This is a genomic window from Mycobacterium sp. MS1601, from assembly GCF_001984215.1.
Classification (GTDB): domain Bacteria; phylum Actinomycetota; class Actinomycetes; order Mycobacteriales; family Mycobacteriaceae; genus Mycobacterium.
Map to the genome: position 1 here is coordinate 5,505,880 of NZ_CP019420.1, position 13,340 is coordinate 5,519,219.

Genomic DNA, 13,340 nt, shown 5'->3' on the forward strand with positions numbered 1-13,340 from the left:
CCAGGTCCGTTCAACCTGGCCCGGTCTCCCCGGGCTCGTCGACCAGGCTAGGCCTCGACCTCGGTGCGGTCACCGCTCCACAGGGTGTGGAACCGCTTGCTGTGGTCGGTGTCGATGCGACCGTAGGTGTGGGCGCCGAAGAAATCGCGCAGCCCCTGCGTCAACGCGGCAGGCAGCCGCTCGGTGCGCAGCCCGTCGTAGTACGACAAAGCCGAGCTGAATCCGGGGATCGGGATGCCCAACTCGGTGGCCTTCACCACGACGCGACGCCAGCTGTCGATGGCCGCCTCGATGGCGTCGCGGAAGTACGGGTCGACGATCAGCGTGGGCAGGTCGGGATCGTTGTCGAAGGCGTCGGTGATCCGGTTCAGGAACTTGGCTCGGATGATGCAGCCGCCCCGCCAGATCCTGGCCATGTCGCCGGGCTTGATTCCCCAGTTGTACTCGTTGGAGCCGGCCTGGATCTGGTTGAAACCCTGCGCGTACGCGATGATCTTCGAGGCATACAGTGCCTGGCGGATGTCTTCGGTGAATTGCGCTGCATCGCCGGGTTTTTCACCCAGATCGCCGGACGCCAGCCCAGTGGTGGCCTTGCGCTGGGCCACCGATCCCGACAGGGCACGGGCGAACACCGCCTCGGCGATACCGGTGACGGGTACACCCAGATCGAGTGCGGACTTCACGGTCCAGCGGCCGGTGCCCTTCTGCTCGGCCTCGTCGAGGATCACGTCCACCAACGGCTTGCCGGTCTTGGCGTCGTTCTGGCGCAGCACCTCGGCGGTGATCTCGATCAGGAAGCTGTCCAGATCGCCTTTGTTCCACTCGGCGAACACATCGGCGATCTCGGGTGCCGACTTGCCCAGCCCATCGCGCAGCAGTTGGTAGGCCTCGCCGATGAGCTGCATGTCGGAGTACTCGATGCCGTTGTGCACCATCTTCACGAAATGGCCCGCACCATCGGGACCGATGTGGGTGCAGCAGGGCACGCCGTCGACGTGGGCGGAGATCTCCTCGAGCAGCGGGCCCAGGCTCTCGTAGGACTCGGCCGGGCCACCCGGCATGATCGAGGGACCGTTGAGGGCGCCCTCTTCGCCGCCGGAGATTCCGGCGCCGACGAAGTGCAGGCCGCGCTCGCGGATGGCCTTCTCACGGCGGATGGTGTCGGTGTAGAGGGCGTTGCCGCCATCGATGATGATGTCGCCGGGTTCCATGGCGTCCGCGAGCTCGTTGATGACGGCGTCGGTGGGGTCGCCAGCCTTGACCATGATGATCACGCGGCGTGGCTTCTCAAGTGCGGCAAGGAATTCCGGGATGGTTTCGCTGCGGACGAAGTTGCCGTCCGAGCCGTGCTCGGCCAGCAGTGCGTCGGTCTTGGCGATGGATCGGTTGTGCAGGGCGACGGTGTAGCCGTGCCTGGCGAAATTGCGCGCGAGATTGGAACCCATCACAGCCAGACCGGTCACGCCGATCTGCGCGGTGCCTTCGGTGGAAGGTTCGGACATGAGGCGCCTCCGTTGTTCAGTTCTTAGACGACCAAGAGCCTAGCTCGGTCGCCGATGCGGGTGAGGGACGAGGCCGGGGAGGGCGGGCCGAGCTACAAGTATCTAGCTCGGTCGCCGATGCGGGTGAGGGACGAGGCCGGGGAGGGCGGGCCGAGCTACAAGTATCTAGCTCGGTCGCTGATACGGGGGAGGGACGAGGCCGGGGAGGGCGGGCCGGGCTAGCTGGAGAACAACCGCTCCAGCTCATGCAGCCACGGCACCGCGACGGCGATGGTGGGCACCACCAGAATCGCCACCGCGCTCAGGTAGGCCGCGACGGCCAACGGGGTGCTGTTGGGGCGACCGGCAAGCCGGCGCACCCGGATGACGGTGGTGGGACCTCCGGCGGCCAGCGCTCCCTTCGGAGCTTGGCCCGCCGCGCACGCCACCAGCGCACGGGCCAGGGGAGTGGGGCCGGCGGCGCGCACGGCGGCATCGTCGGCCAGCAGCTCGATCAGCAGCCGCACCGCATCCAGGGCGTTGCGGCTGCGGACCAAGCGGGGAAAGGCGACGTAGACGGCGATGAACGCTTCCAGCACCAGGTCGTGGCGGGCCCGCAGATGGGCGCGCTCATGGGTGAGGATGGCCGTCACCTCGTCGTCGGCCAGAGTGCTCAGGGCGCCTTCACTGACGACGACGCGTCCGCGAACGCCGGGAAGGCAGTAGGCCAGCGGCTGTTGGACGTCGAGGATGCGCAGCTCGCTGGCCCTGGTGCAGGCCTGCGCGGCCGCACGCTCGTGGTTGACGCCGAGGATGTCGACCAGGGTGCGGTGGTGGGCTCGACGGCGGCGCGTCGAGATGAACACCTGGGCGCCGGCGACAATCAGACGCGCCCCGATCAACAGCGTCAGGCCGAAGACGGTGATGTAGGCCAGCCACAGCGGCCAGCCCAGCTGATCGATCTCACCGACCAGCGTGGTGGGCCTGCCGTCGGGGCCCGGCACAAAAAGCCTGCTGGCGATGGCGATTCCGGCCGAGAACGCCGAGAGTACGGCGGCCACCGCAATGGACTGCCACAGCACCACCGCTGCCCGCGGAGCTCGTAGTGGCCACGTCGATCGCGCCAGCATGGCAGGCACAGGGCCTACCAGAAGCAGCGCGAGAACGGAGAAGGCCAGCGCGGACACGCTGACAGTATCCGTCAGGCAGTTGTGGCGTCGCCAGCCGAGGTGGTCAGACCGTGTTTTGCTTCCAGTTCGGCGAGGGCGCGACGCAGGGCGTCGGCCTCGTCGGCTCCCACCCGTTCCACGAAGTGCACCAACGCCGCCTGTCTGCTTCCGGTGTCCGACGCCTGGTCCAGCGCGTCGACCATCAGGCCGGCGACCAGCTCGTCGCGGCCGTGCGTCGGTGCATACCTGTGGGCCCGGTCATCGCGATGCTGAACCACCAGGTGCTTCTTGGCGAGGCGCTGCAGCACCGTCATCACCGTCGTGTACGCCAGATCGCGGCGTTCCGACAGCGCCTCATGCACCTGCCGCACGGTCTGCGGTTCGCCCGCTGACCACAGACGGTCCATGACCGCCTGTTCCAATTCCCCTAAACGAGCCACCTTGGCCATGTTCCGTTCATCTCCGAAAACGATGTCGTCAGACTACTCGCGTTTACTACCGGTCGTCGTATCCATCCTCGCGGCCTGTAACCAAGGCCACGTGCCGATGCTTCCTGTCCGTCGCGATTGCAGTCTGTGAGTGCGGTCACCTGGATCGCCAGGCCCCCTCGTGCTTTTATGGTTAGGCTTACCTAAGCATACGAGGAGGTGCCATGACTGTTGTGATCGACGACCCGCTCATCGCGGGGATGACGATTCGCCGGGTATTGCCCCTGCATGAGTCGAGCAGGCGGTTGCGGGCGCTCTATCCCGAGTGTCCGCGCGTGTACGGCGTGGCGGTCATGGGGGACCTGTCGAAACGTCGGTGGTGGCCGCTGGCCGCTGCCGTGACCGGTGATCGTCTCGAGACGATGTTCACCGCCGCCGCCGAAGAGATGGACAGCCGCACCGCCGCCGCCCAGCAGCTGGCCGCGACGTTGGCGCACGCGGTGATCGGCCGTGTTGTTGCCCTGGTGGTCCTGGAGGGACGCGCCTGGGACACCGGGCTGGAGAATCTCTGGGTGCATGTCGACTCCGAAGGGGCCATCGACTGGCTCGGCGTGGTCGATCCGACGGTGCGTGTGCTGCCCGACGATCCGTGCGCCCGCAACGGCAGGCCCGCCGAAGGAGTGGTGGAACTGCCCAGTGAGGCGGCCCTGGCGACCTGGATCGCGCACCGGTGCCACCGTTCGTTGTCGCCGCTGTTCGCCAAGCTGCATCAGGTCAGTGGTGGCGCGGTGAGTGTCGAGTCCATGTGGCACACGGTCGGCACGGCGATCGTGGTGGCGGCCACGCAGGTGCCGATGCTCGCCGGGTACAGCGAAGCGGTGGGGATGCGCCGCGGGCAGGCTGTGCTGGACGCGTTGGTGGGTTTCGGGCTGCCGGTGCGCGGTCAGTCGCGGCTGCGTCGGCCCGGAAGCTCCTTTCTTCGGCCGAACCGCAACGAAGGTCTTGCAAAATTAGGACAGCCTTGCCTATATTGAACAGGTCGAGCTAACGGACCGAGCCGGAGTCCTGAGGGCTGCAGAGACCCCCGGTCCACTCGAAAAGGCGAGCCCCGCGCATCACGCGCGGGGCTCGCCGACTTTTTTCCCCAACCTTCAGGTGGCGCGAAAGCGCCGGCGCGCCGGGTGTAAACAGAACGTGTGCAAGAAACTCCGTCGGCCGTGTCCGACTTCTCCGCGCCGTTCGACACCACGATCGGGCTTGTCTACACCGAGCTCACCCCGGACGGCGCCAAGGCCGAGCTCGAGGTGAAGCCGTCACTGCTGCAACCGATGGGCATCGTCCACGGCGGTGTGTACTCCTCGATCATCGAGAGCATGGCCAGCGTCTCGGCCTACACATGGCTGGCAGCCCACGGCGGCGGCAACGTCGTTGGCGTCAACAACAACACCGACTTTCTGCGCGCCATCTCCTCGGGCAAGGTCTACGGCCTGTCCGAGCCGCTGCACCGCGGGCGCCGTCAGCAGCTGTGGCTGGTGACGGTCAAAGACGAAAAGGATCGGGTGATCGCGCGGGGCCAGGTTCGGCTGCAGAACCTGGAAGCCGAACCAGCTTGAGCGATAACGCTCATAGCGCGGCGTCGCCCCGGAGATGGCAGGATCGATCCTCATGCGTTTGAGCCCGCATGAACAGGACCGGCTACTTCTCTCCTACGCGGCTGAGCTCGCCCGGCGCCGTCAGGCGCGGGGTTTGAAGCTCAACCACCCGGAGGCGGTGGCGCTGATCACCGATCACCTCCTCGAAGGGGCCAGGGATGGTCGCACCGTCGCCGAGCTGATGAGTTCAGGCCGCGAGGTGTTGACCCGAGAGGACGTGATGGAGGGAGTCCCCGAGATGCTCTACGACGTCCAGGTGGAAGCGACATTCCCCGACGGCACCAAGCTCGTCACCGTCCACCACCCGATTTCATGATTCCCGGCGAATACCTCTTCGGCGACGGCGGCATCGAACTCAACGCGGGCGCCGCACGTCTGGAACTCGAGATCGTCAACACCGGTGACCGGCCGGTCCAGGTGGGCAGCCATGTGCACCTACCCCAGGCCAACGCGGCACTGTCGTTCGACCGCGCCGCCGCCCACGGTTACCGATTCGACATTCCGGCCGGTACCGCGGTGCGTTTCGAACCGGGTGTGGCGCAGACCGTCAGCCTGGTCCCGCTCGGCGGCACCCGCGAAGTCCATGGTCTGTCGCTCACCCCTCCCGGAAAGTTGGATGCCTGATGGCAGAGTTGTCCAGGTCCCGGTACGCCGCGCTGTTCGGGCCCACCGCCGGTGACCGGATCCGGCTGGCGGACACCGATCTGCTGATCGAGATCACCGAGGACCGCAGTGGCGGACCCGGACTCGCCGGCGACGAAGCGGTGTTCGGCGGTGGCAAGGTGCTGCGCGAATCGATGGGTCAGTCGCGGGCCACCCGCGCCGACGGCGCCCCCGATACCGTCATCACCGGTGCGGTGATCGTCGATTACTGGGGGATCATCAAAGCCGACATCGGTATTCGTGACGGCCGCATCGTCGCCATCGGCAAGGCGGGCAATCCCGACGTCATGTCGGGAGTGCATCCCGATCTGGTGGTCGGACCGTCCACCGAGATCATCGCCGGCAACGGGCGCATCGTCACCGCGGGTGCCATCGACTGCCACGTCCATCTGATCTGTCCGCAGATCATGGAGGAGGCGCTCGGCGGCGGCATCACCACCATCGTGGCGGGCGGCACCGGTCCTGCTGAGGGCAGCAAGGCCACCACCGTCACACCCGGCTCCTGGCATCTGGCCCGCATGCTCGAGGCGCTGGATCACTGGCCGCTGAACATCGCGCTGCTGGGCAAGGGCAACACCGTCAGCCATGAGGCCATGTGGGAGCAACTGCGGGGTGGCGCAGCCGGATTCAAGCTGCACGAGGACTGGGGCACCACCCCGGCCGCCATCGATGCCTGCCTCACCGTCTCCGATGCAGCCGGGGTGCAGGCCAACATCCACACCGACACCCTCAACGAGATGGCGTTCGTCGAGGACACCCTGGCCGCCATCAAGGGTCGATCCATCCACGCGTACCACACCGAAGGCGCGGGCGGCGGCCACGCGCCCGACATCATCACCGTGGCCTCGCACCCCAACGTGCTGCCCAGCTCCACCAACCCCACCCGGCCGCACACCGTCAACACCCTCGACGAACACCTCGACATGCTGATGGTGTGCCATCACCTCAACCCCAGCGTGCCCGAGGACCTGGCCTTCGCGGAGAGCCGGATCCGGCCGTCCACCATTGCCGCCGAAGACCTTCTGCACGACATCGGGGCCATCTCGATGATCGGCTCCGATGCTCAGGCGATGGGCCGCATCGGCGAAGTGGTGATGCGCACCTGGCAGACCGCGCACGTGATGAAGAAACGCCGCGGTGCGCTCGAGGGGGACACCAAGGCGGACAACAACCGCGTCCAGCGCTATGTCGCCAAGTACACGATCTGCCCGGCCGTCGCCCATGGCATGGGTTCCGAGATCGGTTCTGTCGAGGTGGGCAAGCTCGCCGACCTCGTGCTGTGGGAGCCGGCGTTCTTCGGTGTTCGCCCCCACGCCGTCATCAAGGGCGGCATGATCGCCTGGGCGGCCATGGGTGACGCCAACGCTTCCATCCCGACACCGCAGCCGGTGTTGCCCCGGCCGATGTTCGGTGCCGCTCCGACTGCCGCCGCGGCCACCTCCGTGCACTTCGTGGCCCCGCAGGCCATCGAAGATCGGCTGGCCGACCGGCTCAACATCGGGCGCAAGCTGGTGGCCGTGGAGAACGTCCGCAAGATCGGCAAGGCCGACATGCCGCTCAACGACGCGATGCCGTCCATCGAGGTCGATCCCGACACCTTCACGGTGCGCATCGACGGTCAGGTGTGGGAAGAGCAGCCGGCGGTGGAACTGCCGATGGCACAACGGTATTTCCTCTTCTAGACCATCATGCCCACCCTGACCACCCTGCTCAATTTCGCCGACTCCCGGTTGCCCACCGGTGGGCACGTGCACTCCGGCGGGATGGAGGAAGCCGTCGTCAGCGGCCTGGTCACCGATGTGGCGACCCTCGACGCATTCCTGCGGCGACGGATCCGCACCTCCGGTCTGGTCACCGCGTCGGTGGCGGTAGCCGTCCACACTGGAGCTGTCACACCAGAATTGGGCGATCTGGAGACCGACGCCCGCACCCCGGCGCCGTCGGCGCGGGCGGCGTCTCGTGCCCAGGGGCGTGGCCTGCTGCGACTGGCCAAGAGGGTGTGGCCCGGTGACTGGTCGGGACTGGGCCGGGCTCCGCACTTGGGTGTCGTGGCCGGCGTCGTCGGCCGGGTGAGTGAGCTGAATCCTGAGCACACCGCGTTGTCGCTGGTGTACACCACGATGACGGGGTCGGCCACCGCCGCGCAGCGCCTGCTGGCCCTTGACCCCGCCGACGTGGCCGCGGTGACGTTCAGATGTGCGGACCTGTGTGACCACACCGCCCTGGAGGCAACCGCGGGCCTCGCCGATCTGTCCGATCCGCTGCTCGACGTGCTGGCTCAGCGCCACGCCGCACGCGACCGGCCGCTTTTTGTTTCGTGAGTCGAAAGGTCAACCATGCCACCACATTTCATCGACGGACAGCCGCACGGTCACAATGACCGACCCAAGCGGGTGCGGCAGCCCGGCGAGCCGCTGCGCATCGGGGTCGGGGGACCGGTGGGGTCCGGCAAGACCGCGCTGGTGGCTGCGCTGTGCAGGCAGCTGCGCGACGAACTCTCACTGGCGGTGCTGACCAACGACATCTACACCACCGAGGATGCCGACTTCCTGCGCCGCCACGCAGTGTTGCCCGATGACCGCATCGCTGCGGTGCAGACCGGTGGATGCCCGCACACCGCCATCCGCGACGACATCACCGCCAACCTCGACGCCATCGACGACCTGATCGCCGGGCATGAGCACCTTGATCTGATCCTGGTGGAATCCGGCGGTGACAATCTCACGGCGACGTTCTCCTCGGGCCTGATCGACGTGCAGATCTTCGTGATCGACGTCGCCGGTGGTGACAAGGTGCCGCGCAAGGGTGGCCCCGGCGTGACGTTCTCGGATCTGTTGGTGATCAACAAGACCGACCTGGCGCCGATGGTGGGTGCCGACCTGGACGTGATGCGACGCGACGCCGGGGCGGTCCGGGACGGCAGGCCGTTTGTGCTCATCAGCCTCACCGACGACCCGGCGGCCACCGATGTGCTGGCCTGGGTACGCGACCAGCTCAAGGTGACCCAAGCCGTCTGATGCATTCGCAGGTCGTGATCGTGGCGCAGGCCGGACGGATGCCACGGATGGAATGCCTCGGCGGGATCGCGGCGCGGTCGACCATGGCCGAGACGGTGCACCTGGTGTCGTCCGTGGCGACCCCGCTGGGTGGGGACACGATCTCGATCCGAGTGGTCGTGGAACCCGGCGCCCGACTGGCGCTGCGCAGTGTCGCGGCGATGGTGGCATTGCCGGGGCGGGCGGACACCACATCCAGGTCGACGATGCACCTCGAGGTGGCCGGCCACCTCGATCTCGACATGGAGCCGACGGTGGTGGCCGCCGACGCCCGCCATCTCGCCTCGATCACCGCGGATATCGACGCGGCGGGAGCGCTGCGGCTGCGGGAACGGGTGCAGATCGGTAGAACCAATGAGCGCCAAGGATTTTGGAGCGGAAGTCTGCGGGCGGACGTGAAAGGTCAACCGTTGCTGCGCCACCGAGTCGAGTTGGGTGCCGGGGCGGTGGCCGATGACGCACTGTCGGCGCCGCGGGCGTGTGTCAGCGAGTTGACCTATCCGGGCTCAGACAGCACCGCCGGCGAGCTGCAGGGAAGTGTCTCCCTGAATCTCGCCGGCGGCGGAGTCCTGACAACGTGGCAGGGCGAAAAGCTCTGACCGAGCAGTGCACCGCGTACTGCGTCAGCTCGCCTGTTTTTCGTCGTCGATACTTGCCGCGAGCTCCTCGAGCTGCTCGATGCGTGTTCGGGCGTAGGCCTGCTGCTCGGTGATGGTCAGCTGGCCGCGCTGACGGCCGAAGAACGTCACCGCCCACGACAACAGCGTGGCGATCTTGGTCTTGAAGCCCACCAGGTAAATCAGGTGCAGGCCCAGCCACGCCAGCCAGGCGAAGAAGCCGCCGAACTCGAGCTTGCGGGAACCGATCGGGATCTGCGCGACGGCGTTGTACTTCGACACCGTTGCCATCGAGCCCTTGTCGAAGTAGCTGAACGGTTCGCGCGGCTTGGGGATGGTGCCGTGCTCGCGGGCCTTCTGCTCGTTGTGCACTATCTTGGCCACGTATTTGCCGCCCTGGATCGCGCCCTGTGCCATACCGGGAACACCGGGCACAAACGCCATGTCACCCACGACGAACACGTTGGGGTGACCCGGGATCGACAGATCCGGGTTGACGATGACACGACCGGCACGGTCGATCTCGGTCTCGGACTGATTGGCCAGGTCCCGGCCGAGCGGACTGGCCTGGACGCCGGCCGACCACACCTTGCAGGCGGCTTCGATCCGACGGGTGCTGCCGTCCTTTTCCTTGACCGTGATGCCGTTGCGGTCGACGTCGGTGACCATGGCGTTGAGCTGAATCTCGACGCCCATCTTCTCCAGCCGTTCCTTGGCCTTGAGGCCCAGCTTCTCGCCCATCGGCGGAAGAACTGCCGGAGCGGCGTCGAGCAGGATGACGTGTGCCTCGGTGGGATCGATGTGCCGGAAGCTGCCCTTGAGCGTCTGGTCGGCGAGTTCCTGGATCTGGCCGGCCATCTCCACACCCGTCGGGCCGGCGCCCACCACGACGAACGTCAGCAGCTTGCGGCGGCGTTCCGGGTCGCTGGAGCGTTCGGCCTGCTCGAATGCGCCCAGGATCCGGCCGCGCAGTTCCAGTGCGTCGTCAATGGTCTTCATGCCCGGGGCGAACTCGGCGAAGTGGTCGTTACCGAAGTAGCCCTGGCCGGCGCCGGCGGCGATGATCAGCGTGTCATAGGGGGTGCGGTAGGTGTGCCCCAGCAGGACCGAGTCGACCATCTTGTGCTCGAGGTCGACGTGGGTGACCTCACCGAGCAGCACCTGCGCATTGCGCTGTTTGCGCAGGATCAGCCGGGTGGGTGGCGCGATCTCACCTTCGGAGATGATGCCGGTGGCCACCTGATAGAGCAGCGGCTGGAACAAGTGATGCGTGGTGCGCGCGATCAACTTGATGTCGACATCGGTGCGCTTGAGCGTCTGGGCGGCGTTCAGTGCACCGAAGCCCGAACCGATGATGACAACCTTGTGCCTATCCGACGCCGTAGCTCCGGGGTGGCTCATTTGTGCTCCTTGACGGATGACCGCTTCCTACAACAGGTACAACGGACAGGTTAGTCGGCGGCCTTCCGCTGAGCGAAGTGAGATGCCTCGCCCGCCCGAGGTTCACCCGGCGAGCATGGGTTTAAGAGCGTCGGCGACAGCTGTGATGGTGCCGGGGGTGTAGCTGGGCATGTTGAAGATGACGCCGTCGATGCCCTTGTCGAGCACCTTGGTCTTGATCTGCTCGGCCACGGCCTCGGCGCTGCCGACGGCGGCGCGCACCCGGCGCACTTCGGGCACATCGTCGATCGAGGCGGAGTCATCGACCACGACCGTGAGCAGCATGCTGGTCTCCAGCGTGGCGGGATCGCGGCCGATGTCCTCGCAGCGGGCCTTGATCACGTCGAGTTTGCCGGTGAGGTCGTCAAAACCCGCGATGACGTTGAGGTGGTCGAAGTGCTTGACCGCCAGCGGGATGGTCTTCTTCTCGCCGCTGCCGCCGATCATCAGCGGGATGTGGCCGCGGAAGCGGGGATTGGCGAATGCCTCCTTGGCCCGGTAGTAGGTGCCCTCGAGGGTCACCTGTTCGCCTTCGAGCATGGGCAGGATGATTTGCAGTGCTTCGTCGAGTTTGTTGAAGCGGTCGGTGAAGGTCCCGAACTCGTAGCCCAGTGAGTCGTGTTCGAGTTCGTACCAGCCCGCACCGATGCCGAGGATGGCGCGGCCCTGGCTGATCACATCGAGGGTGGTGATGGCTTTGGCCAGCAGGGTGGGGTTGCGGTAGGTGTTGCCGGTGACCAAGGTGCCGAGTTGGACCTTCTGGGTGGCTGTGGCCACTGCGCCGAGCGCGGTGTACGCCTCCAACATCGGCTCCTCGGGCGCTCCGAGGCCGGGCAGCTGATAGAAGTGGTCCATCACGAAAACGGAGTCGAAGCCGGCTGCCTCCGCCTCCTGGGCCTGCGCAATGACGGTGGGGAACAGCTGCTCCACACCGGTGCCGTAGGAGAAGTTCGGGATCTGGTAGCCGAGCTTGATCGTCATGACCGACTTTCGTTGAGAATGGGCAGCAGCTTCTCGGCGACCGCGGTGATGCCGCCGGGTTGGTAGCCGTTGATGGTGGTGACCGGCGACAGGATCACGCCGTCGACGCCGGCGTCGAGCACCTTGGTTTTGAGCTGGTCGACGATCTGCTCCGGCGAACCGAACACGGCCTGCTGACGGAATTCCTCGGGAATGAAGTCCGCGGTGATGTTCTCGTCGATGACGGCGAGGGCGAGGATGCTGGTCTCCAGTGTGGCCGGATCGCGGTTGATCTTCTCGCAGTTCTCCTTGACCACCGCGACCTTGCGTGGCAACTCGTCGAAGCCGGCAATGATGTTGAGGTGGTCGAAGTGCTTGACCGCCAGCGGGATGGTCTTCTTCTCGCCGCTGCCGCCGATCATCAGCGGGATGTGGCCGCGGAAGCGGGGATTGGCGAATGCCTCCTTGGCCCGGTAGTAGGTGCCCTCGAGGGTCACCTGTTCGCCGGCGAGCATGGGCAGGATGATCTGCAGTGCTTCGTCGAGTTTGTTGAAGCGGTCGGTGAAGGTCCCGAACTCGTAGCCCAGTGAGTCGTGTTCGAGTTCGTACCAGCCGGTGCCGATGCCGAGGATGGCGCGGCCCTGGCTGATGACGTCGAGGGTGGTGATGGCTTTGGCCAGCAGGGTGGGGTTGCGGTAGGTGTTGCCGGTGACCAGGGTGCCCAGCTGCACTTTTTCGGTGGCCGAGGCAAGCCCGCCGAGGGCGGTGTAGGCCTCCAGCATCGGCTCCTCGGGCGCTCCGAGGCCGGGCAGCTGATAGAAGTGGTCCATCACGAAAACGGAGTCGAAGCCGGCTGCCTCCGCCTCCTGGGCCTGCGCAATGACGGTGGGGAACAGCTGCTCCACACCGGTGCCGTAGGAGAAGTTCGGGATCTGCAAACCGAGTTTGATCGTCACGAATTCGACCCTAGCCACGCCTAAGCGGGGCGGGAACCCCGTTTCGCTCGGCGCGAACGGGGGAATATTCGCGGGCGCAGCCGCCCGCGGTTCACTCAGCCGAAGGCGGCCAACGCTCCGGTGCTGACGTGCAGGGTCTGGCCAGTGACGTGGCGGGCCCCCGCGGTCGAGAGAAACAGAGCCAGTCGGGTGATCTCGGCGGCGGTCGACGGAGCGGTGCTGGACAGCCCGTCGTAGCCGGGCTGCGAGCCGCGGCCGGCGGCGACGACGTTGATGGTGATTCCGCGGGTGCCGTATACGGCGGCCTGGTCGGCCGTCCATGCCGACAGCGCGGCCTTCACGGCGGCCTCGGCACTGCCGTCACGGGGGCTCTCGGGAACGACGTTGACAACCGAACCGCCCGCGCGCAGATGGTCACCGATGGTCTGCAGGGTCAACGCTGCCGACAGCACCGTGGTGTCGAGTGCGTTGTGCCACGCGGCTGCCTGCTGGGACAGGCTGAAGGTGCGGGGATCACCCTCCTGCCAGCGTGGCGCAGGCACGTGCACGATGGCGTCCAGGTGCTGCGGGAAGGCAGAGCGCGCCTCGGCGAGACTGGCCGGCGCCGTGGTGTCGCAGACGATGGCGTCGATATCGAGCTCTTTGGCTGCGACTTCCAGTTCGTCGCGCCGGGCACCCGAGATGACCACGCGGTGGCCCTCGTCGCGGAAACCCTCCGCGATTGTGCGTCCGAGCTCGGTATCGCCGCCGGTGACGAGCACCTCCATGGCTTGACCTCCTAGTCGTTCAGCGTTGAACCACGCGTGAAGTCGCGTCGGTCGAGAGCTTATGTTACTGGACAGTAGCTATGTCGGGAAACTCGACGCGGGAACGACATGGAAACAATTTCGGCGCCGCGCGCGACACATTGACAGTGGC

General features: G+C 66.5%; 15 protein-coding genes. 8 read left to right on the forward strand and 7 right to left on the reverse strand.

From position 1 onward, the window contains the following. Positions 1-47: 47 nt before the first annotated feature. The 3 genes from gndA to BVC93_RS26315 form a co-directional block, all read right to left on the reverse strand. Complete coding sequence (gene gndA, locus BVC93_RS26305; RefSeq protein ID WP_083739992.1) at positions 48-1,502, reverse strand: NADP-dependent phosphogluconate dehydrogenase; 1,455 nt, start codon at positions 1,500-1,502, stop codon at positions 48-50. Between the two features lie 218 nt (positions 1,503-1,720). Beyond that, positions 1,721-2,668 carry a M56 family metallopeptidase gene (locus BVC93_RS26310; protein WP_083739993.1) on the reverse strand — a complete coding sequence of 316 codons (948 nt, stop codon included), beginning with the start codon at positions 2,666-2,668 and terminating at the stop codon, positions 1,721-1,723. Positions 2,669-2,682: 14 nt separating this feature from the next. Next, a complete protein-coding gene (locus tag BVC93_RS26315) occupies positions 2,683-3,099 on the reverse strand; it encodes a BlaI/MecI/CopY family transcriptional regulator (RefSeq protein WP_083739994.1) in 417 nt (138 codons plus the stop codon). A gap of 203 nt (positions 3,100-3,302) precedes the next feature. Here BVC93_RS26315 and BVC93_RS26320 point away from each other — a divergent pair, with 203 nt between their 5' ends. From BVC93_RS26320 to BVC93_RS26355, 8 genes are all read left to right on the forward strand, one after another. Continuing rightward, a complete protein-coding gene (locus tag BVC93_RS26320) occupies positions 3,303-4,112 on the forward strand; it encodes an iron reductase (protein ID WP_083739995.1) in 810 nt (269 codons plus the stop codon). A gap of 183 nt (positions 4,113-4,295) precedes the next feature. After that, entirely contained in the window at positions 4,296-4,691 is a 396-nt protein-coding gene (locus BVC93_RS26325; protein WP_236950127.1) for a PaaI family thioesterase, read from the forward strand. Between the two features lie 52 nt (positions 4,692-4,743). Next, positions 4,744-5,046: an urease subunit gamma gene (locus tag BVC93_RS26330; RefSeq protein ID WP_083739997.1), complete on the forward strand. Its 303-nt coding sequence runs from the start codon at positions 4,744-4,746 to the stop codon at positions 5,044-5,046. Then, a complete protein-coding gene (locus tag BVC93_RS26335; RefSeq protein WP_083739998.1) occupies positions 5,043-5,354 on the forward strand; it encodes an urease subunit beta in 312 nt (103 codons plus the stop codon). Before BVC93_RS26330 ends, BVC93_RS26335 begins: the two co-directional genes overlap by 4 nt. Continuing rightward, positions 5,354-7,075: an urease subunit alpha gene (locus tag BVC93_RS26340; RefSeq protein ID WP_083739999.1), complete on the forward strand. Its 1,722-nt coding sequence runs from the start codon at positions 5,354-5,356 to the stop codon at positions 7,073-7,075. Before BVC93_RS26335 ends, BVC93_RS26340 begins: the two co-directional genes overlap by 1 nt. A 6-nt stretch (positions 7,076-7,081) precedes the next feature. Next, positions 7,082-7,714, forward strand: a complete 633-nt coding sequence (locus tag BVC93_RS26345; RefSeq protein WP_083740000.1) for an urease accessory protein UreF — start codon at positions 7,082-7,084, stop codon at positions 7,712-7,714. A gap of 15 nt (positions 7,715-7,729) precedes the next feature. Then, a complete protein-coding gene (gene ureG, locus BVC93_RS26350) occupies positions 7,730-8,410 on the forward strand; it encodes an urease accessory protein UreG (protein WP_083740001.1) in 681 nt (226 codons plus the stop codon). Continuing rightward, entirely contained in the window at positions 8,410-9,048 is a 639-nt protein-coding gene (locus BVC93_RS26355; RefSeq protein ID WP_083740002.1) for an urease accessory protein UreD, read from the forward strand. Before ureG ends, BVC93_RS26355 begins: the two co-directional genes overlap by 1 nt. A gap of 24 nt (positions 9,049-9,072) precedes the next feature. Here BVC93_RS26355 and BVC93_RS26360 read toward each other — a convergent pair whose 3' ends face one another. The 4 genes from BVC93_RS26360 to BVC93_RS26375 all read right to left on the reverse strand — a co-directional run bounded on the left by BVC93_RS26360 (position 9,073) and on the right by BVC93_RS26375 (position 13,189). After that, positions 9,073-10,467, reverse strand: a complete 1,395-nt coding sequence (locus BVC93_RS26360; RefSeq protein ID WP_083740003.1) for an NAD(P)/FAD-dependent oxidoreductase — start codon at positions 10,465-10,467, stop codon at positions 9,073-9,075. Positions 10,468-10,569: 102 nt separating this feature from the next. Beyond that, positions 10,570-11,487 (reverse strand): LLM class F420-dependent oxidoreductase, encoded by a 918-nt coding sequence (locus BVC93_RS26365; RefSeq protein WP_083740004.1) that lies wholly within the window; start codon positions 11,485-11,487, stop codon positions 10,570-10,572. Beyond that, complete coding sequence (locus BVC93_RS26370) at positions 11,484-12,422, reverse strand: LLM class F420-dependent oxidoreductase (protein WP_083740005.1); 939 nt, start codon at positions 12,420-12,422, stop codon at positions 11,484-11,486. Before BVC93_RS26370 ends, BVC93_RS26365 begins: the two co-directional genes overlap by 4 nt. Positions 12,423-12,517: 95 nt before the next feature. Further along, entirely contained in the window at positions 12,518-13,189 is a 672-nt protein-coding gene (locus tag BVC93_RS26375) for an SDR family oxidoreductase (protein ID WP_083740006.1), read from the reverse strand. Positions 13,190-13,340: the final 151 nt, after the last annotated feature.

What these genes read in the sequence shown, in the direction of transcription:
- BVC93_RS26340 (WP_083739999.1), top strand. Translation starts at nt 5,354, where the DNA reads ATGGCAGAGTTGTCCAGGTCCCGGTACGCCGCGCTGTTCGGGCCCACC.
- BVC93_RS26360 (WP_083740003.1), bottom strand. Translation starts at nt 10,467, where the DNA reads ATGAGCCACCCCGGAGCTACGGCGTCGGATAGGCACAAGGTTGTCATC.
- gndA (WP_083739992.1), bottom strand. Translation starts at nt 1,502, where the DNA reads ATGTCCGAACCTTCCACCGAAGGCACCGCGCAGATCGGCGTGACCGGT.
- BVC93_RS26320 (WP_083739995.1), top strand. Translation starts at nt 3,303, where the DNA reads ATGACTGTTGTGATCGACGACCCGCTCATCGCGGGGATGACGATTCGC.
- BVC93_RS26365 (WP_083740004.1), bottom strand. Translation starts at nt 11,487, where the DNA reads ATGACGATCAAGCTCGGCTACCAGATCCCGAACTTCTCCTACGGCACC.
- BVC93_RS26315 (WP_083739994.1), bottom strand. Translation starts at nt 3,099, where the DNA reads ATGGCCAAGGTGGCTCGTTTAGGGGAATTGGAACAGGCGGTCATGGAC.
- BVC93_RS26345 (WP_083740000.1), top strand. Translation starts at nt 7,082, where the DNA reads ATGCCCACCCTGACCACCCTGCTCAATTTCGCCGACTCCCGGTTGCCC.
- BVC93_RS26330 (WP_083739997.1), top strand. Translation starts at nt 4,744, where the DNA reads ATGCGTTTGAGCCCGCATGAACAGGACCGGCTACTTCTCTCCTACGCG.
- BVC93_RS26375 (WP_083740006.1), bottom strand. Translation starts at nt 13,189, where the DNA reads ATGGAGGTGCTCGTCACCGGCGGCGATACCGAGCTCGGACGCACAATC.
- BVC93_RS26335 (WP_083739998.1), top strand. Translation starts at nt 5,043, where the DNA reads ATGATTCCCGGCGAATACCTCTTCGGCGACGGCGGCATCGAACTCAAC.
- ureG (WP_083740001.1), top strand. Translation starts at nt 7,730, where the DNA reads ATGCCACCACATTTCATCGACGGACAGCCGCACGGTCACAATGACCGA.
- BVC93_RS26355 (WP_083740002.1), top strand. Translation starts at nt 8,410, where the DNA reads ATGCATTCGCAGGTCGTGATCGTGGCGCAGGCCGGACGGATGCCACGG.